This is a genomic window from Kitasatospora sp. NPDC085879 (assembly GCF_040686255.1).
Classification (GTDB): Bacteria; Actinomycetota; Actinomycetes; order Streptomycetales; family Streptomycetaceae; genus Kitasatospora.
Map to the genome: position 1 here is coordinate 95,144 of NZ_JBFBJZ010000013.1, position 23,227 is coordinate 118,370.

The window sequence follows — 23,227 nt, forward strand, 5'->3', positions numbered from 1 at the left end:
TGCCGAGGGGGACCCTCGAACCGCCGACCCGGCCGTCAGCGACTCCCGAACTCATCGACATTGATCAAGCGGCGAGGTCTCGCAGTGGCTCCGGGAGTCGTTGATAAACGACTCCCGTTCTCGTGTACAGAACCAGGGGATGGTCATTCGCCCGTCCACCGGTTGCGGTCATGCTCTAATCGCCGGATGACGAAGATCGAATCAGAGCTGATACGACGTTGGCTGAACGGCTGGACCGTGGCTCGCTCCCTGCCCGAGGCCGAGCCGGTCGAGTCCGCCGGGGACGGCCTGCGGTCCACGTGCGGCCAACCCGGCCGCGAGGTCGAGGTGTTCGCGCTGCGTGCGGACGAGGAACCCGAGTCCTTGGCACGGCTGGCGGCAGCCGTCGCCGCCGCGAAGCAGACCACCTGGCTCACGGTACCTACGCTGCGCCCAGGCACCGTCGAAGCCGTCGTCGGCGCCGCCGGACTGGAGTTGCTCCACCGGTCCGAGTGGTTCATGACGACCGATCTGACCGGGCACCCGCAGCACGCGCCCGCCGCGCCGTACGAGCGCGAGGTCCGCACCGAGGGACCAGTCACGGTCGTCTCCCTCCATGACTCCTCCGGAGAGGTGGCGGCGCGCGGCACCATCGCCGTGGTCGGCGTCGATGCGATCGCCGATCGCATCGAGACGGACGCGGCGCACCGGCGACGCGGCCTGGGCCGCGCCATGATGAGCGCTCTGGCGGAGGCCGCCGTGGCCCACGGTGCCCGTACCGGTCTTCTCATCGCCAGTGAGGAAGGCCAGCGCCTCTACTCCTCCCTCGGCTGGCGCCACGAAGCCGACGTCCTGATCGCCCGGGGGCCGGTGGTTCCCTCCAACCGGTAGGACTGGCACACGCCGGCCGATCCGCCCTTACACACGGCGCACTCCTGCGGATCCCGCCGAGCGAAGATGCCCGGAGTTTCTGCGATTGCCTGTTCCGGCCGCATTCCGATTGGCCGCCAATCCCGGCTGTCCCCACCTGTCAGACACCGCCCGCAGGAAGGTGAAGCGCGCTGTCGTACGGGCCGGGTGGGGGCGCTGCACCGTGCGGTACCCGGGCCGCCAGCATGAACATGCGGCGCGGCTAGGATGCGGCACCGGTCCGGCCGTACCCCCACGCGGCCGGGCCACCTCGGCTAGGACTGGTCGTCGGTGTACCCGAGAACCCAGGCCAGGGCCCCAGCGGCGCCGAGGGCATGGGAGCGTTCATCCGTGGAGCGCGTCATGTCGTGGGCCTGCCGTAGGGCCGCCCGCTGTTCCCCCCGTACATGGTTTTCGGTGGGGACAGCTTCGATCCGGTCGGCCCCGGTCACGGGAGCCGCGCGGCGGCCGAGGACCCACCGGTAGGCCGCCACCGCCCCCTCCGGTCGGGCGCGGTCGGGTGCGCCGTGGCCAGGAGTTCGGCGAGGGCGCGATCGATGGCGGCCTGCGTCCGAACGCCGGCAAGACCGTTCTCGGGCTGCCGCTCAGGGCTACCGGCCATGTCGATTGCTGGGCCTTCACACTCGGGGACGGACACCACCATCATCACGGCCCGAACAACGCCCTGCAGCCCGCAGCGCCCCCACCGTTCTGGTGGGGGCGCTGCGGAAGGTCAGCGGGTGACGGGCCGATCCCACAGGGCCGCCCAGGTGAGGGGCCCGATCTCGCCGTCCTCGTCCAGTGGCCAGCCGTTGGCCGTGGAGTCCTGCTGGAAGGCGACGACGGTGGCGCGGGTGTGCTCCCCGTACCAGCCGTCCGCGCCGTCGGGGCCGACGTTCCAGGTGCGTTCGATCAGCCGGGCCTGCGCGGTTCGCACGTCGGAGCCGTGCATCATCGGTTCGGCGAGCCGCAGGATGCGGCCGGGGAACGGCGGAGCGGCAGACGGGCCGGACGGCGTCACCGGTGCCGGCGCCGTTCCCGAACCGTTGGGCCTGGGCGCGCCCTGCTGGATCCAGGCGTACAGGTCGTCACCCGGGCAGTCAGTCGCGTAGCCGTCCCGGTGGCCCCGGACTTCGCCGCCGGCGCCGCCCTCGCTTCGGCAGTACTCGATGGCGTCGACCAGGCCGTCGAGCATCTCGTCCGTCGGCGAGGTGATGCCCGACGTGCCGACCATGGCGCACACCGCGTAGTGGCCTGCGTTCAGGGCCCCGTTTCCGTTCGCGCCGTTCTTCCGGTGAAGGCCGCGCCCCTCGTGCACGTAGCCGTGCGGGCAGACGACGAAGGAGTACGCGATGTCGATCCAGCCCTCGTCCCGGTTCGCCATGTGCGAGGCCTGGATGTCCCGGACGTGGCCGGCGCAGCGGCTGTGGTCATTGGCGAGGGCGCCCGGGACGGCGGACCCCTCGTAGTGGATCTTCACGCCCTTGGTGGCGCTGACGGGAATGTAGGAGCCGGTGGGCCGCGCCGCGCCCCACTCGGAGCGGGAGACGAGCTTCATCGGCTCGCCTCCGGCTCGCTCCAATGCCTCTTTCGCACGGTGTCCTCCCGGTCTGGGTGCTTGGTTCCGGGAAGCTAGGCCGGGGCTGTGGCTAAGGTCGCGTCGTCACTTGGCCGCGTTGGGGCCTTCGTGGGCGTCGGCGAACAGGGCGAGGGCCGCGCTGATCTCGCCCGGGTGGAGGGTCGTGGCGGTCTGCTTGTTCTGCTGCGGCGGGTCGTCCGTCTGCTGCCAGGAGATGCCGGCGGAGTCGAGGACGGCGACCAGCTGCTGAACCGCGGTGGCCAAGCGGCCGGCGTTCTCGCCGGACAAGGCCCGGCCCTCCTTGCTCTCCACCGTGGTGAGGGTCTTGAGCTGGGATGTGACGCGGTCCAGCTCGGGCACCAGCGGGGCGAGGGCGGTGTCTGCTCCGTCGCCCTCAACGTCCAGCACCAGGCGCACGGGGCGGGGCGGGCCGGCGGTCGGCTGCCCTTCACCGTCCAGGGTGTACGGCACCTCCCAGGTGGTCGCTCCGTAGCCGTCCTCGGTGTACTTCCACAGGGAGGCGATCACCCGGTCCGGGTAGGTGCCGATGATCTGGAGAGTGCCGGCGCCGAACTCGTCGGGAGCCGCCGGGAGGAGCCGCTGCTGCACGACGGCGGTGATCGCGTCGATGCGCTCTTCCAGCGTCCCGGCGAGGGGCGCGAGTTCGACCTCAGCCTCGCGCAGCAGTCCGCGAGCCTTGGCGTCCGAGTGGCTCTTGAGGTCAAGGGTCGAGGTGTAGGGGTTCGCGCCGAACAGGACGGGGCTGTACTCGTACAGGTCGAGGTCGGTGATGTGCCGGGCGCCCTTGCTGCGCTTGGCGGTGCGGACCTTGTAGCCGATCGACCACTGCACCTGGTCGCTGAAGAACTGCAGGTTGGCGTACATGTCCTGGCCGGCCTGGGTGGCGAGGTTGCAGCGGCCCTTGACGAGCAGTGCGCCCGCACCGGCGGGCCAGGGCTGCCCGTCCGGGAGGGTGGCGGGGAGCCGTGCGTCGCCGGGCAGTAGTTCTTCGATGTGCTCGGTGCGGGCGGTCCACACGTTCCAGTCGTGCGACCACACCCCCTTGGGGGTGAGCTCGGCCAGGGTGCGGGCGTAGGCGCCGGGCTCGATGACGTCGCCGTCGTGGTCCAGGAGACCGGTGACGGACACGAGCGTGGTGAACGCGCCGTGCTCGTCCTCGGTCTCCAGGACACCGAGGGTCGCCTGCTTGTGGTCCAGCGTGCCGCTGGCTGTGCGTGCTCCCACCGTGTCGCTCCTCCGAGGTTGGTGCCGGTCACCGTAGGCGCCGGTGGGGTTTTGGGTCGCGCCTGGCCTCAGCCGAAGTAGTCGTCCGTCTCGTCGGGGTACACCTCGTAGACGTGCCATTCTCCGGGGCCGGCCAGGACGACGACCTCGGTCTCTTCCAGGCAGCCGATCCCGGTCCCTGGGACGGCCAGGATGCGGGTGACCGGCACGTCGCCGCTCATGACGTAGCCGGACACCTCGCCGCCTTGCGTGGCGAACTCCTCCGCCATGTGGTCCTCGGTGGAGAACGAGGAGAGCGGCCGAAGTGGGAGATCTGTGACGGTGCCGGACCCGTCGATCTCCCTGGTGCGGGAGTCGTCGTAGTCGCCGGTGAAGCCGCGGTGCACGGTGACGTGGCCGACTCCCAGGGTGGCGAAGTGCTCCTGCGTGGTCTCCCACATGGCCGTGAGGAAGGCGTCCAGGACTGGGCCGTCTTCGGTGAGAACCTGTTGTGTCTCGGCTTCCAGTTTCTCGTGGCCGTGGTCCCAGGGCATCGTGTCCGCGAGGTGGAAGCGGCGGCGGGCCGTCTCCTGTAGCGCGAGGGCGTGGGGGTCGTGATCGTTGGCGGTGGAGGCCCAGCCGGCCACCAGGTGGGAGACGGCCTCGGCGCGGGCGAAGTCGCGGTACTCGTCGCCGGTCATCCGGACATAGCCCCACGGCTCTCGGCGGGTCCCGCTGTCCAGGTCGGCCTGCTCGACGTACTCGGCGTACCCGTTGGCGCCGCTCTCCGGCTGGTAGGCGGCGAGTTGCCCGGCCCGGACCCGGGTGAGGCGGTCGCGTTGCCGGTCGGAGAGCAGCTGCTCGTCCGTGATGGCGCTCATGCGCTGGGCAAGCGAGCCGCACATGGCGGCCTTGACCTTCCCGGCCGGGCGATGACGGCCGCCGAGCAGGTCCGCGTCGGGGATGCGCCGGCTGTCGGATCGGGTACCGGGCAGGGCCGCCGGCGCGGCGCCGGCGTGTTCGGCGAAGTGCCCGCGGTTGTCTCGGCGGTGGCGGTGCTCGTCCCACGGGCGAGTCTTGGCCCGCAGGCGCAGGGGGACGGTGGTGGGCTCGGCGTACACCGTGCTGCTTTCTGCCGGGTGGTGTGGGTCGCGGCAGGCTGGCAGCGGTAGGGGCGCAGCGTCGCGCCGAGCGGAGGTCCGGTCGGAGAGGCGTCAGTCGGCTGGCTGCCAGTGCCAGGTGCCAGGGCCGGCGAGGACGATGACCTCGGATTCGTCCAGGCAGCCGATCCCGGTGGCCGGGGTCGCGATGATGCGCCCGGCGGGCACGATGGCGCTCATGACGATGCCGGGTCCTTCCTCGGTGGCGAACCCGTGGGCGACATCCGGGTCGAGGGAGAACGCGGAGAGGGGGCGCAGAGCCGGGTCGCTGAGGGTGCGGCCGTCGGCGGCCCACCCGGCGGGCGGCCGGCCGCCGGGGGTGCTCATGCCTCGGAAGACCGTGAGGGAGCCCAGGTTGGCTTCGGCGAGGTGCGTCTGGGTGCGGTCCCACATGGCGGTGAGGAACGCTTCGAGCGCGAGCCGGTGGGCGGCCTGGTGGTCGGCGGTGGCCTGCGCGAGGTGATCGACGCTCGGCCAGTCGGCCGCCGGCTGGAGGCCGAAGTGGTCGCGGGCGGTGGCCTGAAGCGCGAGGGCTCCAGGGTCCTCGTCGTTGGAGGTCATCGCCCAGGTCGCAACCATGCGGTTCACGGCCTCCGATCGCAGGATGTCCCGGGCCTTCTCCGGGCTGACCGGCGTCCACGAGGGGTGCGGAGGCGGACTGCCGGGGCCGGTGGTGCGCAGCTGCCCGGTCTCCGGGTCCTGGTGCGCGCGGGCGTAGCCGTTCTGGACGTCGGCCAGGCGGATGCGGTCATGGTCCGCGAGGAGGTCATCGTCCGGGACGTCTTTCAGATCTCGGGTCAGGCCGGCGACGACGTTGGCCTTGTATGCCTGGGCTACGCGCTCGCTGTCGCCGTCCCGGAACACCAGGCCGTGTTCCTCTTCGTCGAACCGCGGCTGCGAGCGTGGACCGCGGGCGGGCCGGGCTGCGGCGGCCCGGATGCGCTCGAGCAGCGGGTCGGTGCTGGCGCCTGGCGTGTGCGCGAAGCGCCCCTGGCCATCCCGAGGGTGCAGGTTCTCGCGGAAGGGCTGCTGCTTCACGCGGAGGCGCAGGTGAATGGCAGGAACGGCGGGGCTCGGCACGGTGCTCCCTCGGCAGCGCTGGGGCAGAGGGGGGCACAGTGCCAAGAGGTTGCCGGTAGCGTCGCTGCGTCGTAGGGCCGCCGATCCGCGTTCTGGCCCCCACAGTTCTGTGGGGGCGGCGCGGGCTCAGGAGGCCGGGTCGGCTGCGGGCTCCTGGTTGGCCTCGTCCAGCAGCTCCTGGGGAGCGGCCTTTCCGAAGGGCTGGGTCAGGACGCGGCGGGCCGCCTCGCGCCGATCGATGCCGAGCACTTCGGCGAGACCGTCGAGCGTGGTCACGGGGTTGCCGTTGGCGTAGCGGATGTCCCAGCGCCGGCTGCGGATCCAGTCCTCGCTCAGCTGCTGCTGGTCGCTGGGTGGGGTTCCGGTGGTCATGGTTCATCCTCACACGTGCGCTACGGGCCCTGGGCGGGCCTGTAGCGGGCTTGACGGGGGGTCAGTGCTGGATCCGCCAAGCCAGGCGGCACCGGCAGTTCAGGGCCTGCCCCGGGGGTGCCTCGGGGTCGCCGGGGTGGCGCAGCAGGTCCGGCCCGACGGTGAAGGGCTGACCGAGGGGCTGAGTCTGGCCGTCGGCGTGGTCGTGGTCGGGGCGGGTGCGGGCGTCGTCGTGGGCGACCCAGCGCCGTACGAGGCCGGCGCGGGCGCTGGCGGCGGCGGCCTGGTCCCGGGCGGTCTCGATGGTGGCGGTGGCCAGCCGGGTGGCGGTGGCGCTGGCCCAGGTGGCCATGGTGCGGCCCCAGGCCCGGATGGTGGCGGTGATGCCGGGGATGTCCGCGCCGGACCGGTCGCCGTCGCGGACGTCGTCACCGAGCCGCTCGGCCTGCCGGGTGACGGTCTCGGCCAGGCTTGGGGCGAGCGTGGCCCATGCGGCGACGGTCGACGTTCCCGGGACGTCGAGGAGCCGGTGCATCTCGTGGGCGGCGGCGGTCCCGGCCTGCTCGATGAGGGGCTGGAGGACTTGCTCGGCTTCCTGCTGCCAGGTCGCCGTGTCGATCACCTGCTCGACGGGCAAGCCCTTACTGCCGGTGCGGGGGTCGGCGGCGCCGCGGTCGTCCCAGTGCCGGGTGCCCTGGCGGTTGCGGGGAGCGTTGAGGCGGGCGATGGTGCGCTCGGTCCATCGAACGGCCAGGGCCTGGAGGGCGTCGTCCAGGCGGTCGCGGAGGTCGTCGGCCGCGTTGTCCTCGAGCGGCAGGTCGCCGGTGAGGGTGCCGATGGCCTTGGCGGCGCGAGCTGGCGGCTGGGCGGGCTGGGGCAGGCCGGCACCGAGAGCCTGGGCGTCGGCGGCCCGGGCAGGCACCGCGGTGCGGCCGGAGGTCAGCCACAGGGCCCGGGTGGCCGGCGTGTCGTCCACCTCGTCGGCGTACCCGGCGAGTTCGGCGTAGGAGCGGACGGATCGGACGCCGGCGGCGACTTCCTCGCGGGCCTCGGCGAGCCGCTTGGCGCGGGCCTCGCGGAGCACGTCCACGTCGGAGACGTCGAAGTACGCCTCGTTGCCGTCACCGGCGTCCTCCTGGAAGGCTGCCGCGACCAGGCGCAGGTGCGGCGGCATCGTGATCTCCCAGAACATCAGCTTCTCGGCGCGGGCGTTGTCGTAGGTGCGGCCGCTGGCGTTGCCGAGCTGGGACTCGGGCACGCCGAAGGCGGCCAGGAGCTCGACCTTGGAGTTGAGGGAGACGGTCTCGTAGGCCATGTCGCGCGGGGTGGCAGAGGTGTCGGTGACGGTGACGTTGCCGCCCGACAGGACGGTCCACGCGCCGGCGGCCGACGGGCCTCCGGCGAACTTGGCGCGGAGCAGACGGAGTTCGGCGTCGTCCATGTCGCCGTCGATCCCGATGACGCCGCCGGGGCGGGCGTCGTTGTGGACGAAGCTGAGGTTGTAGTGCCGGGTGAAGAAGTCGAGGTCGGCGGACAGGCCGGCGGCCTCCAGCGGGGTGATGCCGGAGTACGGGTCGAGAGGGTGCGGGTTGCGGATCCACCGCACCTGCTCGACGTCCAGGGTGCGCAGCTCTCCCGTCGGTGTGACGGTCTCGAAGTGGGAGACCAGGTCGGCGCCCTTCCCTGGCACCGGACGGGTGCGGCCCGGAGGCAGCAGGTCGATGCGCAGCAGGTCGCCGCCCCTCGTGAACGTGGGCTCCAGGAAGACACCGCGCTTGGAGAGCAGGAGTTGCATGCTGACGCGCTTCTTGAAGATCCAGGCTCCCTCGAGGGGGTTGGCCTTGACGTTCATCGCCTCGTACAGCGGGTGCCCGGCGAGCGGCGGCAGCGGGTCCTCGGAGGTTCCGCTGCGGGGGCGGACGCGCAGGAGCCGGTCGGCGGCGTGGTTGGAGATGGTGTCCACGGCCTTGTAGATCCACACGGCGCGTTCCATGCCGTCCTGGACGGCTCGTTCGACGGACCACGGCCGGGCCCGGTCGATGCCGGCGGGCGACCAGTTGAGGGAGTAGTTCGGCTCGCTCTTGGTGGCCGGCGGCGAGGTTCGGCGCAGGGTGGGGAACCAGCGGTGGGACATGGGTGGGGTCCTCCTACTGCTGCTCGTCGTCGCGGCCCAGGACGGTGGCGACTGCGAGCGCGCACAGGCTGGTGCAGGCCGTACCGAGCCGCGGGTCCGTGGTGTAGGCGGCCGCGTTGAGGCCTGCGGTGCCGAGGGCGAACAGGGCGACGGCGACGTCGTTCTTGGTGCGCGGGTTGGGCCTGCTGCGTGTGGTCACGGCACGGAGGCTAGGCAACCCCGTTGCTTAGCGTCCCGGTGTGCCTGGCGGCGGCGCGGCGTGTGCGCGAGGTGCTGGCGAGGCGGACGGCGGGCACGGCATCGGCGGTGGGGTGCGCCTCGGGGGTGCGGCGCTTGCGGGTGCCGATTGGGCCGCCATGGAGGGTGGGGTCGGAGCCGGGGCACTCGGTGTGCAGGGCCTCGTCGTAGGGCTTGCGGCAGTGAATGCACATCACTTCGGCGGAGGAGACCTTGGTGGTGGCCGGGACGCGGTAGACGCCGCGCCGGCGTGCATATGCAGCGCCCTGTGCGTCCACGGGGACGTAGGCGGCGATTACCCATTCATGCGAGAGCTTCTCAGTGGCCGTCGTCATTCCGAAGCTCCTTTCCGGGCAGCCTGACGGGGGTAGGCCGCGTTGCGCATGAACTGATTGGTGAGCACTGATTCATCCTTTTCTCGCCAGGGTCGGTAGCGCTTCCGACGTGGGGTTGGAAGCACTTCCGTCTCGACCTAGTTATTCGAGTAAGGAGAAATAGAGGGGTGCGGCGGGCGCGCTCCCGATTTTTGACACGCCACCGCCAAGGCCCCCTCATCCCCCGACGCCGTCTGGCATATGCAGTACGGCTCTTCACGATTCAATAACCGTTAATGCCGCCCCCGCCACTCCTTTTTATGTGATGTCTATCACGTGGCTTGACATGCAACCTTTGAGTGCGATCTCCGCCTAACAGGTGGTCTCAAATATGAGCCCGCATTAGATGGGCCGTCCAATAACTCTCGGCATACGATTCAACTTGGGGCCTACGCGACAAGTCGGACTTTGCGGCGGCGCGCCTGCGGTTCATAGAGAGCCAGCAGCAGAGCCTCAGCCCGGTCCGGAGAACTCACCCCCCTCGCCTTCATCGATCGCTTGGACTCGATCACCGTCCGGCCGGTCGCGCTCGTGCCGAGCTTGGGTGCGGACAGCTGGGCCTGGGTCCGCCGGTCCACGCGCAGGCGTAGTGCCGATGCGGCGGGCGAGACCAGCGCCCGGGTCGCCAGCCACATCTCATCGCGCTGTGTCGCAGGGCGCAGCGTGGCCGCCTCGTCGTCCCGGCTCGGCGCCTCGCTGACGACGACCGACACGATCTCCGCGTCGTGCAGCCCTTCCCGCTTCCACGCCGCCAGGAGGCCGGCCACGCCCCAGCCGACCCCGACTCCGTCGACCTTGACGCGGACGGGGAGCCGGGTGCCGAGCGCCCCCGCGAGGACCTGGGCTGCGAAGATCTCGCGCAGCACGACGCCGGCGACCGCGATGGGGTCGGCGTTGTCCTGGCCGGCCGTGGCGTGGCGCAGCTCCACGAGGTCGCCGACCGCGCGGGCGATCACCATCTCGTCGCCGCCGCCGGCAGCGACGTCAACGCCCAGGCGCACCCACGCGCCGGCCTTCACCCGGTACTGGGAGGTCTCGCCGTCCAGGCCGAGTGCCTTGAGCGGGTGGAAGTCCTCACCGTCGGGCTCGGGGGCCTCGGCGGCGGCCTCGATCCAGGACGCCGGGATCGCGCGGGCCTGGCCGCCGCGCGGGAACTGGGCGTGCACCTTGGCCTGGACGAACGGGGCGTCCTCCCCGTGGTCCCGGATCGTGTCCCGCACCCACTCGGGATCCACGAGGTGGGAGGCGAGCAGGTGCGCCGGTGCCTGCGGCGGGCAGGACCGACAGCGCCGGGTCCGCTCACCCGACATCAGCGGGGTGTCGTAGACGCTGATCGGCAGCACGTGCACGGCCGGGTCGGCACAGGTCTGCTCGAACCAGCTGCCCTCGTCGTCGGTCGGCGGGTTGCCGATCAGCAGGGCCCGGGTGTGCTCGCCGGTGAGCACACCGCGCATGGCTGCGCCGATGATCCGGCCGATGCCGCCGGCCTCGTCCACGATGAACATCAACCGCGGCGCGTGGATGCCCTGAACGGCGGACTCGTCATGGTCGGGGGCCGAGAAGCCGTAGGCCACGACGACGTCCGAGCCGTGCGAGTCGGGCATCTTCCACTGAGTGACGCCCACCTCGCCTGGCAGGCCCGCCCTGGCGACGATCTGCCGGATGTGGGGCCACATCTGACGCTGCACCTGGCGGGCGCGGGTGGCGGTGGTGACCGTGAGGGCGGTGCCGGGCGGGTGGACGACGGAGGACCAAACGGCGGCCCTCGCCGCGATGTGAGTCTTCCCGGAGCCGAAGCACGAGGGGACGGCGACCCGGCGGTGGTCCACCAGGGCTTCCAGGATCTCGCGCTGGCGGCTCCACTGGGATTCGCCGAGGACGTCTTCGACGAACCCAACTGGGTCATCGGCCCACAGGGCGTACGGGGTGCCGGCCTCGGCCTTGGCGGCGGCGAGGACCTGGGCCCAATCCCTGGCCGCAAGGCCGTCGTAGAAGCGGCGGCGGACAGCCGGGGGCGAGGCCGCAAGGTCGGCGTACAGTCGGCGGCCGGCCTTGCCGGGGCGGGGTGCGGGCAGGGCCGGCAGGGGCTGCTTCACGGGCTCCCCCACGGGTCGGGATCGATCGGCAGGCCACAGTGCACGGCAGTCGGCGGTGTGTCGCGTCGAGCCCCGCAAGCACAGAACAGGCCTTAGTCAGCTTTGTGGACTTAGGTCTGTTTCTCGGGGAGGCTGGTCCTGCCAGCCGGGGACCGCGAACCCCCGGCCCACACACAAGGAGACCAACCATGGCCCTGACCAACCTGATCACCGCCCGCCACGCCGCCGTCGCCCTCGCCGTGGCCGCCGCCTTCACCACCGGAACCACCCTCGCGGCCCGCCCCGCCGCCACCCCGGCCGCTCCCGCCACCCCGGCCGCCCCGGCCACCGCGCTGCTGAGCCCGGCCCCGGCGCAGCCCGTGATCGCCCCCTCCGCTCCCACCGCCCCGGCCCTGCCGACCTGCCCCGCCCCGGCTGCCGACGCCCCCGGCCTCGCCACCGCCACCCTGACCACCCCTGTCCCCACCATCACCGTCCCGGCCGTCCCGGCCACCGTCACCCAGGTGGTCACCGCCCCGACCCTGGCCGCACCCAGCACCAGCAGCCCGGCCACGATCCTGCCGACCGCCCCCAGGCCCCGAGCCCGTCCGCCACCCGCAGCCCGCAGCCGACCCACTGACCGCCCAGCCGGGCCCTTCCCACACCGGGAGGGGCCCGGCCCGTTCACCGGCCAACGTGCTGCGGCGGCAGAGAGAGCACCCACCCCTGCGCCGTCTTCGTCGCCACGACCCCGAGCTCCGTACGCGCCCGCTGAACCGTTCGCGGTGCCAGGCCCACGCCCGCAGCGGCCGCGCTCACCTCCCGGGCCGACACGGGCCCCCCGGCCAGCAGCCCTTCCAGGAACCTGTAGGCCCCCGTGCTCGCCGGACGCCGACGGCACAGGTCGGCGCTCTCGATGGCCCGGCCCGTGCCGCGCGAGAAACGCGAGTTCCACGCCACCGGCCGGTTACGGATGGCCTGACAGAACTGCAAGCCGCCCATGACCTTCCACGACTCGCTGGCAACCGGCACCAGCGCCTTCGAGCGGTCGGGCCCGTTCACGGCCATGTGCACCGCCGCCACACCCCCCAGCTCCGCAGCCTCCTGCGCGCGGCGCGAAGCCAGCCAGCCGGCCCGCTTGGACGCCTCCCGCACCGCCAGCACAGCCACCCCGAGATGCTTCGACATCTCGCCCAGCGCCCGCAGCGCCCTCTCTGCGGGCACCCGGTAGGGGCACGCCAGCATCACGTCCACCACCACCAGCTCCGCGTCCCGGCCGCGCAGCAGTCCCTCCACCTGCGCCAGGTCCGCCGGCAGCCGCAGCCCCCGCTGGCCACCGCGCCCGCCCAGGACCTCAATCACTTCGGTCCGCCCCAGGTCCGCGCCGGACGCCACCAGAAGCCGCTGCACGTCCGCCGTAGTGTGCGGCGCCGTCAGCACCACCACGTCGTGGCCGGTGGGCGGGTGCTGGCCGTCCGGAAGGCCGACGCCGGCCGACGCGCGAGCGGCCACATCCAGCGCCACCGCTAGGGTGTTGACGCCGTCCTCGCCGTCGATCAGCGTCAGGCCGACCGACGGAACGTAGCCCGGCCAGATCCAGCCGGGCCCGTCCTCGAACGCCGGCGGCGGCACCACCACGTACTGCGCACCGATCCTCAGAGCCGCCGCCACATCCTGCGGGTCGCACCCGGCGCCCAGACAGTCCAACTCAACTCGGCCATCGCCAGCGGCAAGCACGAGGAGCGAGCCCTGCCGGTCATCGTGGGCCGGACACCTGGCCAGCCATCCCCCCTCGGTCAGCCTCACGTTCCCCCAGCGGCGCAGCGCTTCCCGCACCACCTCGTAAGAGCTCTCCGACAACTGGATCATTCCCCCTTCGTACTATCGGCGGGCATCGCGTCGCTTCGCAGCGATGCACCCCGCACCTGTTCGACACACCCACCAGGAAGGCCATCTGACGCCTCGACAGCCCGTAGCTACAGGGCGTCCCAGCTGGCAGGCCCATTACGCCAAACCGCGCAGCTTATCGACGCTTCGGGACCGGATCACAGGTCCGAAGGTCCCGGTTCGCCAGGCCGGGCGGGCAGGTCGCCGCGTGTGGCACGAACAGCCGCTCGTACGGCAGCACCGGCAGCTCCCGGCTGGGCCGGCGTGAGCGCATCGTCCCCACCCCCGTCCCGATAGACCGCGGTGTTCCCCCGGTCGGAAGGCTCGGGATCGACGGCCAGGCGCGCGCCCGAGACGGTCGCCGTCCAGCGCACCGGGCGCCGGCACCTGCGGCACCTCGACAGCCCTCCACGCGGCAGCACGGCTCACACCCCGCCGGCCACCGGGTCCGGGACAGCCAGCAGCGCAGCCACCTGCCGCCAGCCGTACATCGCCACCGCGTTCGCCTGGCCGTGCTCTGCGATCGCCGCCAGGACATCCACCGGATCCACCGCCCCCTGCCCGCCGCCGGGCAGCGCCGCCATCAGTGGGCGCTGCCCCGGCATCACCGCCGACGCCGGGCGCTTCCCGCCAGCAGGCGGCGCGTCCACGAGCACCAGCGCCCCCCTCGGCGGCCCCGCAGCTGGCGGGCCGTCCTCCAGCGCGATCCGCCGCTCGATGCTCGCGAACCGCTCGGCCACCGACACCTGCGCCGCATCCGCCACCCCCCGGTGCTGCGCTGGCCGTGAACGGCTCTCAGCCACCCGGTCCGCTGACGCCCCAGGCCGCAGCCGCTGCTCCCGCACCCACTTGCGCCACATCGCCTGCCAATCGGCGCCCAGCGTGCCTCGGCCCCGGTGCCAGTCCACGAACGCCTCCGTCGTGGCCGCCAGCCCATCCCGATCGCCGAGCCGCTCGAGGTGCCCCTCGGCGGACGCCCACAGCAGCGCCGCCTCATCGGGTTCGAAGCCGTCCGGAAGTGGGTGCCGGCGCACCGGCCCCCACGGACGTACAGGCTCCCCACACACATCAACCCCCTCCCTTCGGGAGGGGAGGGCAGGGGCAGGGCGCACGCGAGGGTCATTCCGGTCCCGGCGGGACGCGGCGTCCTGACCTGGGCCGGCATCCTGAGCTGGCGCGCGATCGGCTCCCCGGTTGTCCGGGGAAGCGTCATCATCGGCGGACGGATGACCGCCGCCGCGCTGCTGGCGCTTCTTCTCCGCGGCGCGCCGTCGGCGCTCCTGGACCTGCCGGCGGCTGGGGTTGGCGTCCAGGTAGTCGTGCATCACGAAGTCGCCCTCGCGGACCTGCGGGCACTTCGGGCAGGTGTGCCGGGCCGCGTGCCACAGCCCGGCCGCCACGAGCTTTCGGATCTGCGAGGCGGTGCCGTTCTTGGCGGCGACCACTCCAGGGATCACGCCGTCGGTCAGGTGGGCGCTGGCGTAGGCGCCGCAGCGGACCCACAGCCCGAGGGCCGCGTTCCCCGCCGCGAGGGTCTTGAAGTGGTCGTCGGTGCTGTCTCCAACAGCGAACCAGGACATGCCGGTGGTCTCCTACCAGGGTTGTGTGCCGGGGCCGCAGTCCGGCAGATGAGTGATCGGGCGCCGGGCGCTTCAGGCCGCCACGTCTGTGGGGGCGACGGCGTCGATGCCGAGCAGGGCGCGCAGCTTGGCGGTAGGAACCAGGAGGCGCCGGCCGACCGAGATCGTCGGGATGTCGCCGCGCCGGGCCGCGTTGTAGCTCGCTGCCTTCTGGAGGCCGAGGAGGCGGCCGGCTTCCGGCACGGTCATGGTCAGCTGGACCCGCGGGTCGGGCAGAACGGGAGTGTCGTCTGTCGTCGTCATGTCCACACCCTGTCCCGGCCCGGGCCTTTTCGTCCCGCCGTCCACCTCCGGCGCCATCCGTCTCGGTGCGTCTCATCCGCTACGTGCGCGGTACATGCGTGGCCATATTCGTGCAGGTCACGAGCCATGCGCACCGCAGATGGCGTCCTTGACGCGGCTCAGCTGACGCAGGGTCACCTACGTAGGGGACGGGCTCCCCACCTGACAGAGCGCTCTGATTCAACCCAGTTGGCCAGCGCGTTGCCCATCAGTACCGCGTCCGTCCATGCCCCACCGCAGCCGGTTCCGCGCTCCCTTACGACTGCTATGTCCGTAGCGGCTGCTCACCGGTCGCGTGTTTCGTCCCAACCGTTGCGCGTTCTTCCAGCCGCGATTCATCCGTCAAGAGCGCCATCTGCGACCTGCGCCGTTGTCGCAACCACGACTACCCGAGAGAAGCGACTCCTTCGCGGTGACCTGGACAGACACCAGCGGCCTATGCGGTCTCGGCGGATGGTGGCAGACGTGAGGTGCCAATGCGCGCGGCATGCCACCAGGATCTCGACACGCCTTGAAGACCACCGCGCACGTACGGTCTGCCCAATTCAGCACGCCAAACCCTGTTCCGCCTTGTCGGGTGGCCAGGTGACTGTAGGCGTGTCCGGCCGAGCCCAAGCGGCTCCACCACCCCGCCAGAGGGAGACCATGCACGTCCGACACCACGTTTCCGCCGCGAGCCGGCTTCCCGCTCCGACTCCGGACTCCCCCGCCGTCCTCGCACACGAGACCGAAGCTGCATCGGAGTTCGACCTTCTGCACAGCGGCTGGTACTCGACCGAGGAACTCGCGGTCCTGCTGAAGGTCGATCCGTCGACCCTGCGGCGCTGGCGCTCCGCCACTCCTCCGCAGGGGCCGCCCTTCGTGCAGATCGCGCCCCGGCTCTACCTCTACAGCATCCCCGACACGCAGGTGTGGCTCGCCCAGAAGCGCACCGACCCATCCAAGGCAGCCTGAATGTCCGACCACACCCAGCTCATCCCCATGGGTGTCAAGCTCACCACTGACATCGAACACCGCCCCGGCCGCCGCTCAGAGTTCCGCTACCGCGCCCGCGTGCGCTGGACGGACCCTAACGGCGGTGGCCGCAAGTCGGCTTCTTCCTCCGTCTCGACCGAGGAGGAAGCCAAGGCCTGGATCTCCCGTATGGAACGGGCCGCAGGACGCGGCATCACCCCCAGGACCCTCACCATGACCCTCGCCGAGTACGGCGACGAGAACTGGGACCTGGCGATGCGCGGCCTGGAGACCACCACCCTCGACCCCTACAGCGCCGGCTGGAAGCTTCGCGTCGTCCCGGTCCTCGGTCACATACCCGTCGTCAACATCACCAACGGCATCACGGACCGGGCTCTCCACTTCTGGGTCGCCGACGGACTCAGCGTCGCCTCCGTCAAGAACAGTCTCGCCCCGCTCGTACGCGTCATGGAGCAAGCCGTCCGCGACGGCCTCATCGACTTCAACCCCTCACGTATGAGCGGCTGGCAGCGCCTCTACAAGAAGGCCGAGGACGAACTCGACGACCCCCGCTCCCTCGCCCTCAACGACTGGGAGGCCCTCGACGAACTCGCCACCGCCCTGGTCGAACGCTCCCACAACCACTACCGCGGCTGGGGCGACATCGTCCGCTTCGCCGCCTGCACCGCAGCCCGCATCGGCGAGGTCTCCGGTGTCCGCGTCAAGGACATCAACCGCTTCGACTGGACCTGGGACCTGTGCCGCCAGACCACCACCGCCCCCGGCGGCCTCATCGACAAAGGCACCAAGGGCAAGCGGCGGCGCACCGTCCCCATCATCGAAGAGATCCGCGACCTCGTGAACTGGCGCATGAACGTGGTCGGCAACGACCCCATGGCCCGCCTCTTCACCGGCCCCCGCGGCGGCCGCATCACCACCGCCATCCTCCGCGACGCAACCCACTGGGACGAAGTCGTCGTCAGCCTCGGCTACGAGTACCTGCGCCGGCACGACCTCCGGCACACCGGCCTCACCTGGTTCGCCGACGCCGGCGTCCCCATCCACGTCCTCCAGAAAATCGCAGGCCACGGCCACATCACCACGACCCAGCGCTACCTGCACCCGGACAAGAGCTCCATCGAGAAGGCTGGTCGGACCCTCAGCAGGCACTTGTCGGCGGACCGGCGCCCCCCGCAGGCGACATCCGCCAGCTCGGCACCGGCGGAGGCCCAAGTACGCCACCTGCGGCTGGTTCAATAGCCTCCAGGCAGGACGGCGCACTCAACCATGCGCTGCAGCCTCACCGCCCGCCTACCTTGGCTTGGCATGCCCGAGCTGGAAGGCGTGCGCTTTCTCGGTCCGCCAGAGGCGGGCACCGCGCGGTAGGCGGTCGCGGCCAGATCTCGGCACCATTCCAGCCCATATTCGTCAGTGTGACGCGAACTGGCCCGAACCGGCCTGCTAACGGCTTGCTCTCTGAGATGCTGAGGGTCAACCGAGAGGGGCCGCGGCAATGCAGTGGAAAATCCACGGGGAACGTCCGATCTACGAGAACGCATGGGTGAACCTGTGGCTGGCTGACGTTGAGCAGCCCGACGGGCACCGCTGGGAGCACCACGTGGTCAAGCTGCGGCACCTGGCCGTGGCGGCCATCGTGAATAGCGAGAACCAGGTCTTGATGATGTGGCGGCATCGCTTCATCACCGACACCTGGGCGTGGGAGCTGCCGATGGGCCTGATCGAGCCGGACGAGACGCCTGCGGAGGCGGCGGCACGTGAGGCGCTGGAGGAGACCGGCTGGGAGGTCGGAGAGGTGAAGCCCCTCATCTATGCGCAGCCGGCGAACGGGATCACCGACTCCGAGCACTTCGTCTTCCGCGCCGATGCCAGGGAGTACGTGGGGCCGCCCAGCGAGCGCAACGAGTCCGACCGGCTCGAGTGGATTCCGTTGTCTGAGTTGCGCGGCATGATCGACCGCCGGGAGATCGTCAGCAGCGGCTCGTTGGTGGGTGTGCTCTACCTCCTGCTGGACGAGGCCGGCCTGTGATCAGCCGGTCAGCTCGTTGATTCGGCCGATCAGGTCCACTGCGGCGGGAGCAGCGCGGTAGGGCCTGAGAAGGTGGCGGAATTCCTGGAGGTGAGCAGCCACCCGCGGGGAATCTACGGCGGCGGCGAGGTCGAGCGCCTGGCTTGCGGTGGCGCAGGCTGATTCGGCGTCGCCGCGGTCGAGTTGGGTGCGCGCGAGCCAGAAAGTGTGGAACGCCCTGCCTCGTAGGTTCGTCGCTGGCTCGGTTCGCAGAGCGTCGGCGATGAGGGGTTCGGCGGCGGTCGGGTCGCCAAGCTGGCCGAGCGCGATGCCCGTATCTACGGTGAGCTTTGTGCGGTCGAAGTACTGCACCCAAGCGGGGTCCTCATCGCCCTGGCCGATGCGCTCGAAGTGGCGATGGGCGTCGCCGAGTGCGCGGTGGGTGCTCTCCTTGTTGTGAGCACTTGCGTGGCCGAAGGCCTCGCGCATGGACAGCATGGCCAGCAGTCTCGGTGTGGCACCGTCGATGCAGGCGTTGTCCTGGGCGGCCCGGGCGAGCGTGATGGCGTCCTGCGGCTTGTCCTGGTATGTCGCCTGGAGGCTGAGGCAAGCCAGAACGTTGGCGATGAACGGGCGGTCGTCGATCTCGCGTGCCAGCCGGAGCGCTTGGGTGAAGTAGGCGCGGCCCGTGCTGTACTGCCGCGCGTCGAAGTACGTCCACCCGGTGAGGCGGGCGAGTTCGCCGGCGATCCCGTGGAGGCTGTGGCGATGGTTGGGGTCGGCGGTGTCGCGCAGGATGCCTGTGACATACCTGAGTTGTCCGATCACTGCCGGCCGGAGCGCCTCGCCTCCGTGCTCGTCATCCCGTCGCCAGTAGTCCTCGATCGAGGCTTGAAGGGACCGCAGCACCGTCGGGGTGACCCGGGTGCCGGCGGCGATGGCGAGGATCTCGTCCAACTCGCCGCCGGACGACGGGTTCTCCACGCGCAGAGCTGGCAACACCTCCGCGGTCGGCTGCCTCTGCGGCGGGAGTGCCGGCTGCTCCCAGCTCCGGGCGGCAAGTCCGAGCATGTGCCCGGGAATCCGGAGCCCGTCGGCGATACGCTCGATGACGGCGATGTTAGTGATCTTCGGTTTGCCCTTCATGACCTCACCAACCCGACTGGGCGTCAGCTCGCATGCTCGGGCGATCCGCGAGGGGTGAAATCCGCCCTTGCGCTTGGCGAGTTGGAAGACCACGGCGAAGTCCCGCACTGCGCATGCGGCGATCATCTCGGGGTCGCCGAGCAGTCGGCCCGGCAGCCCAGGTGACGCCGTGGAGTCGGTCATGTCCGGCACCCCCAGCACCGGGAAGATCATCGCGCAGTGTCACTTGAGATAACTGACGGCGAGTTTACCCATCGTGGGTACACGTGCTGGCCTTATCGCGAAATGGACCGTGCCGCGATTCTGGGATTCCTCCGGGCGGCAGTCCCGGACATCCGATCGAGACGGAGGGCGGTCCGTGCTGATGAGCCTCACCAACGCCGTCGCGTTACCGCAGCCGCGCACTTGGGACGTCAGCCCCGACCCGGCGGACGTCCCAACGGCACGTCGCTTGATCAGAAAGATCGCCGAGTCCTGGGACGTGCCGCTGTCCGACAGCGCACTGCGGGATATCGAGCTGTGCGCCGATGAGCTACTGGCCAACACGATCGAGCACAGCGGTATCCAGTGCCGCATCACGGTCCGCTGGAGCGGCCAGTGCCTGCGGGTAGAGGTCGCGGACTCGAGCCTGCGGCCGCCCCGCCCGGATCGCGCTGGCGGAACCGCCACCGGCGGCCGAGGCCTGGCCCTCGTGGAGGCGTTCTCCCGCTCGTGGGGCTGGTACCCGGTGAGGACAGGCAAGGTCGTCTGGTTCGAGGTCGCAGCCGACGAGCTCACCCCGCACGGTGCACCGCTGGTGGTGCTCGTGCGGGCAGCACGAACCGGGCCGGATCTTGGGCTCGAGCGACCCGCCTAATCGATCGTGGAGTCTCCACCCGTTCGCTCCTGGGGAGTTGCGGCCGGGTGGATCACGGCGCCGGCCGACGCCACCCCTTGCCCTCGGCCGGCGCCGCCCCTACGTCTTCCCGCCGGGATCCCGGCGGGAGTGTCCAGAAGAAGGGAAGTACAACCCCATGGTGCACAACAGCACCCCGGCAGCCGAAGGCACCGAGGGCGGTCTCCTCGTCGCATCGCGGAAGATCGCCGCTGCCCGGACCCGTACCGAGCAGCCGTCCGACGTCAGCAGCGGCCGTTCCGACGGCAACGACTGATCCGGGCGCCCACGATGCATGACGCTGCTTCGTGGGCGGCGCGTCTGGGTGGGGAATCCTTCCTCGCCCAGACGCTGCACCGCTCCTACGCCGTCTTCCCCGGCCAGGCCGCCGACATGGCCGGTCTCCTGTCCTGGGACGACCTGAACACCATCCTCGCCACCCAGCGCTTGGAGCCCCCTCGGCTCCGGCTCTCCATGGACGGCGAGATGTTGCCCCTCCACCGGTACTCGCTGCCGGTCACCACCCGCCGCTCCATGACCTGGCACCGTATCCAGCCCGCCGAACTGCACGCCCGGCTGGCCGAGGGCGCTTCGCTGGTGCTGGACTCAATAGAGAAGATCCACCCACCGATCGGCTCCGCCGCCGAGGCCCTGGAGCGCTTCCTCGGCACCCTCGTACAGGTGAACGCCTACGCCTCGTGGACCGAACGAGAAGGCTTCGGCACGCACTGGGACGACCACGACGTGGTCGTGGTCCAGATGTACGGGGCCAAGCGCTGGAAGCTCTACGGGCCGACCCGGACCGCACCTACGTTCCGCGACGTTGAAGCCCCGGAGCAGCCCGACGGCGAGCCGCTGGCCGACCTCGTCCTGACGGCTGGCGATGTGCTTTACCTGCCGCGCGGCTGGTGGCATGCGGTCACGGCCGACCAGGGGACGGCCTCCCTGCACCTGACGTTCGGCCTGGTGTCCCACACGGGCGCCGACCTGCTGACGTGGGTGGTCGATCAGCTACGGTCCCGGCTGGCGCTGCGGCTGGACGTGCCGCGCTTCGCCTCCCCGCGCGAAAAGTCCGCCTTTGCGGACGGGCTGCGCGAGGAGATGCTCGCCGAGCTGTCCGATCCCGGCCTCGTGGCGCGGTGGGCCGAGTCGGTGGACACCACGCACTACGGCCGGGCCGTGACCTCGCTGCCGTACATCGAGGGCCTGCCCGCACGGCCGGAGATCTCGGTGCGGCTCACCGCCCCTCGGGCCAGGATGACGGAGAGCGGCACTCAGGGCACCGTGGCCCTCGCGGCGGCGGGGACCGTGTGGGACTTCGCAGCCCAGGCGGCACCCCTGATCCGCATCCTGCTGAGCGGCCAGCCGGTAACTCTCGGGCTGCTCGCCGAGGCGGCCGGCCTGGAGGTCAAGGACGTGGCGTCGCTGGTGTCGGTCCTGATTGAGGGGCAAGCCGCCTCCGTCGTCGGGACGGCGCTGTGACAGCCGCTCTCGGCCTGGGCACGTATCGGGTGCGCGCCGCTGGCCAGGCGGCGCGCACCGCCCTTCCTGCCGGTGCCACCTGGGTGGACACCGCCCCGAACTACGGACACGGGAAGGCCCACCACGACCTCGCCCCCATACTCGCGCAGTACCCGGACGTGCGGGTGGCGACCAAGACCGGATTCCACACTGGGGCCCAGCGCCGGGCGGCTTTCCAGGCGGGGTTGCTGTCGGCGGAGGAGGCCGCGCACGGGCACAGTCTCGATCCGGGCTTCGTGCGCTGGCAGACCGAGGACTCCCTCGGAACGCTCGGCCGCGCCGACATCGTGTTCGTCCACAACCCGGAACACACCGCCCATCACGACGGGATCGGTGCCGCCACCGACCAGCTTCGGGCAGCCTTCGCCGAGTTGGAAGACCTCGCGCTCCAGAGGGCGATCGGCGGCTACGGGGTGGCGACCTGGTCCGGGCTGAGCCGCGGAGTCTTCTCCGTCTCTGGGCTGCTGGCGCTCGCCTGCGAGGCCGCCGGATCACCAAACCACCACTTCCACGGTCTCCAGATGCCGGTCAGCCTGGTGATGGCCGACCCGATTGACCTGGCGCTTCGAGGAGGTGGGCCGCTCGTGCAGGCTCGCGACGCCGGAGTGGTCACCTTCGGTTCTGCGCCCCTGCACGGCGGCGAACTGCCCGACCTGATGACACCCGAACTGGTGGAGCTCATCCGCCCCGGCCGGTCCGCTCCAGCTGCTGCGCTGCTGGCCGCGGCCTCGGCCCCAGGCCTGGATGTCGTGCTGCTGTCCGCCAGCAGTCCCGGGCACTGGCACGATGCACTCACCGCCGTAGCTGAGCCGCTGGCCGCCGACCAACTCAGGAGAGTGATCGATGTACTCGCCGCCGGATGACGAGACCAGGATCCGGATGCTGACCGCCCACGCGCTGGCCGCCCAGCAACTGGACATCGCCTGCGCCGGCGAGCCCGTCTGGGGATTTGCCGGCTGCACCATCGGCCAGCGCGCCGGCGACCGATGGCTCCGAACCGCCTCGACCGCCAAGGGAAATGCTGGCCGGAGGGCCGGGGAAGGCGTCCTCGGCGCTTCCACGCTGATCCCTGACGACGTGCCGCGCCCCCGGCTGCACGACGTGCTCGACTGGACCGACGGCGACTTCGCCTACACGGCCGACGTCATCGACTTCATCCCCCACCCCGTGATCTCACCCCACCGTGCAGACCTCGACCACGATCCGGACCTCACGGACGAATGGTGGACCACCCTGCACCGCTCGCTCACGCGCCTCGGCCAGGCCGACGGGATCCGCACCACCATCCGCGACCGGTGGATCGAGAAGGCCTTCCCCCAGTTCCTCGGCATCCCCGCCCCGGAGAAGATCGAGCGGATGACCGGCCACGGCGACCTGCACTGGGGCAACCTCACCGCACCCCTCGTCATCCTGGACTGGGAGCGCTGGGGAAAGGTACCCGTCGGCTACGACCCCGGACTGCTGCACGCCAACAGCCTGCTCGTCCCCGCCGTGGCTAAGCGGATCCGCGCCGAGTTCCCCATCCTGGACACCCCCAGTGGCCGGATCGGGGAACTCGCCGCCCTCGCCGAGATGCTGCAAGCCGTCGCCCGTGGCTGGTACCCGGAACTCGCACCGCTCCTCGCCGTCCGCGCAAGGGAACTGACTGGCATTCAGCCACCAGCCCCGGCCCACTCCGAGGTCGCGGGCTGACCAACCCGCGGCGTCGCTTCGGCGGGCCATCGTGGACCGGCGTAACTCGCATGTCAGCGGCAAAGCATAAGCCAGCTGAGCA

22 protein-coding genes are annotated in these 23,227 nt (G+C 71.0%); 9 read left to right on the plus strand and 13 right to left on the minus strand.

The features are described from left to right. Window positions 1-186: 186 nt before the first annotated feature. The gene (locus AB0P35_RS13025) at window positions 187-870 is read left to right on the plus strand and encodes a GNAT family N-acetyltransferase (protein ID WP_363510014.1); all 684 of its coding nucleotides are present in this window, start codon (window positions 187-189) and stop codon (window positions 868-870) included. A gap of 751 nt (window positions 871-1,621) precedes the next feature. Here AB0P35_RS13025 and AB0P35_RS13030 read toward each other — a convergent pair. From AB0P35_RS13030 to AB0P35_RS13085, 12 genes are all read right to left on the minus strand, one after another. Beyond that, complete coding sequence (locus AB0P35_RS13030) at window positions 1,622-2,446, minus strand: peptidoglycan-binding protein (RefSeq protein WP_363510016.1); 825 nt, start codon at window positions 2,444-2,446, stop codon at window positions 1,622-1,624. A 105-nt stretch (window positions 2,447-2,551) separates the two neighbouring features. Beyond that, a complete protein-coding gene (locus AB0P35_RS13035; protein WP_363510018.1) occupies window positions 2,552-3,712 on the minus strand; it encodes an HK97 family phage prohead protease in 1,161 nt (386 codons plus the stop codon). Between the two features lie 68 nt (window positions 3,713-3,780). Further along, window positions 3,781-4,812, minus strand: coding sequence for a hypothetical protein (locus AB0P35_RS13040; RefSeq protein WP_363510020.1), 1,032 nt, complete (start codon window positions 4,810-4,812; stop codon window positions 3,781-3,783). Window positions 4,813-4,905: 93 nt separating this feature from the next. Continuing rightward, complete coding sequence (locus tag AB0P35_RS13045) at window positions 4,906-5,889, minus strand: hypothetical protein (RefSeq protein ID WP_363510022.1); 984 nt, start codon at window positions 5,887-5,889, stop codon at window positions 4,906-4,908. A gap of 168 nt (window positions 5,890-6,057) precedes the next feature. After that, a complete protein-coding gene (locus AB0P35_RS13050) occupies window positions 6,058-6,303 on the minus strand; it encodes a hypothetical protein (RefSeq protein ID WP_363510024.1) in 246 nt (81 codons plus the stop codon). Window positions 6,304-6,364: 61 nt separating this feature from the next. Next, window positions 6,365-8,437, minus strand: a complete 2,073-nt coding sequence (locus AB0P35_RS13055; RefSeq protein ID WP_363510026.1) for a phage portal protein — start codon at window positions 8,435-8,437, stop codon at window positions 6,365-6,367. Between the two features lie 13 nt (window positions 8,438-8,450). Further along, entirely contained in the window at window positions 8,451-8,636 is a 186-nt protein-coding gene (locus AB0P35_RS13060) for a hypothetical protein (protein WP_363510028.1), read from the minus strand. A 10-nt stretch (window positions 8,637-8,646) separates the two neighbouring features. After that, window positions 8,647-9,009, minus strand: a complete 363-nt coding sequence (locus tag AB0P35_RS13065) for a hypothetical protein (protein WP_363510029.1) — start codon at window positions 9,007-9,009, stop codon at window positions 8,647-8,649. 428 nt (window positions 9,010-9,437) lie between these two features. Beyond that, window positions 9,438-11,144, minus strand: a complete 1,707-nt coding sequence (locus AB0P35_RS13070) for a DEAD/DEAH box helicase family protein (RefSeq protein ID WP_363510031.1) — start codon at window positions 11,142-11,144, stop codon at window positions 9,438-9,440. Window positions 11,145-11,807: 663 nt separating this feature from the next. Further along, entirely contained in the window at window positions 11,808-12,992 is a 1,185-nt protein-coding gene (locus tag AB0P35_RS13075; protein WP_363510033.1) for an AAA family ATPase, read from the minus strand. Between the two features lie 443 nt (window positions 12,993-13,435). Further along, a complete protein-coding gene (locus AB0P35_RS13080; protein ID WP_363510035.1) occupies window positions 13,436-14,590 on the minus strand; it encodes a hypothetical protein in 1,155 nt (384 codons plus the stop codon). A 72-nt stretch (window positions 14,591-14,662) separates the two neighbouring features. Continuing rightward, window positions 14,663-14,893 (minus strand): helix-turn-helix domain-containing protein, encoded by a 231-nt coding sequence (locus AB0P35_RS13085; protein WP_363510037.1) that lies wholly within the window; start codon window positions 14,891-14,893, stop codon window positions 14,663-14,665. Window positions 14,894-15,577: 684 nt separating this feature from the next. Here AB0P35_RS13085 and AB0P35_RS13090 point away from each other — a divergent pair. The 3 genes from AB0P35_RS13090 (at window position 15,578) to AB0P35_RS13100 (ending at window position 17,933) form a co-directional block, all read left to right on the plus strand. Further along, complete coding sequence (locus AB0P35_RS13090) at window positions 15,578-15,886, plus strand: helix-turn-helix domain-containing protein (protein ID WP_363510039.1); 309 nt, start codon at window positions 15,578-15,580, stop codon at window positions 15,884-15,886. After that, on the plus strand, window positions 15,887-17,146 hold the full coding sequence (locus AB0P35_RS13095; RefSeq protein WP_363510041.1) for a site-specific integrase: 1,260 nt from the start codon (window positions 15,887-15,889) through the stop codon (window positions 17,144-17,146). A gap of 253 nt (window positions 17,147-17,399) precedes the next feature. Next, on the plus strand, window positions 17,400-17,933 hold the full coding sequence (locus AB0P35_RS13100) for an NUDIX domain-containing protein (RefSeq protein ID WP_363510043.1): 534 nt from the start codon (window positions 17,400-17,402) through the stop codon (window positions 17,931-17,933). Here the strand turns inward: AB0P35_RS13100 and AB0P35_RS13105 are convergent, their stop codons facing one another. Further along, window positions 17,934-19,271, minus strand: a complete 1,338-nt coding sequence (locus tag AB0P35_RS13105) for a hypothetical protein (RefSeq protein WP_363510045.1) — start codon at window positions 19,269-19,271, stop codon at window positions 17,934-17,936. It abuts the gene before it with no gap. A gap of 151 nt (window positions 19,272-19,422) precedes the next feature. Between AB0P35_RS13105 and AB0P35_RS13110 the strand changes: the two genes are divergently transcribed. From AB0P35_RS13110 to AB0P35_RS13130, 5 genes are all read left to right on the plus strand, one after another. Continuing rightward, complete coding sequence (locus AB0P35_RS13110) at window positions 19,423-19,914, plus strand: ATP-binding protein (protein ID WP_363510096.1); 492 nt, start codon at window positions 19,423-19,425, stop codon at window positions 19,912-19,914. A 157-nt stretch (window positions 19,915-20,071) separates the two neighbouring features. Further along, window positions 20,072-20,209, plus strand: coding sequence for a hypothetical protein (locus AB0P35_RS13115; RefSeq protein ID WP_363510047.1), 138 nt, complete (start codon window positions 20,072-20,074; stop codon window positions 20,207-20,209). Window positions 20,210-20,223: 14 nt separating this feature from the next. Continuing rightward, entirely contained in the window at window positions 20,224-21,414 is a 1,191-nt protein-coding gene (locus AB0P35_RS13120) for a cupin domain-containing protein (protein WP_363510049.1), read from the plus strand. Further along, window positions 21,411-22,316 (plus strand): aldo/keto reductase, encoded by a 906-nt coding sequence (locus tag AB0P35_RS13125; protein ID WP_363510051.1) that lies wholly within the window; start codon window positions 21,411-21,413, stop codon window positions 22,314-22,316. Before AB0P35_RS13120 ends, AB0P35_RS13125 begins: the two co-directional genes overlap by 4 nt. Continuing rightward, on the plus strand, window positions 22,297-23,145 hold the full coding sequence (locus AB0P35_RS13130; RefSeq protein ID WP_363510053.1) for a hypothetical protein: 849 nt from the start codon (window positions 22,297-22,299) through the stop codon (window positions 23,143-23,145). The genes AB0P35_RS13125 and AB0P35_RS13130 overlap by 20 nt, the downstream gene beginning before the upstream one ends. Window positions 23,146-23,227 lie beyond the last annotated feature (82 nt).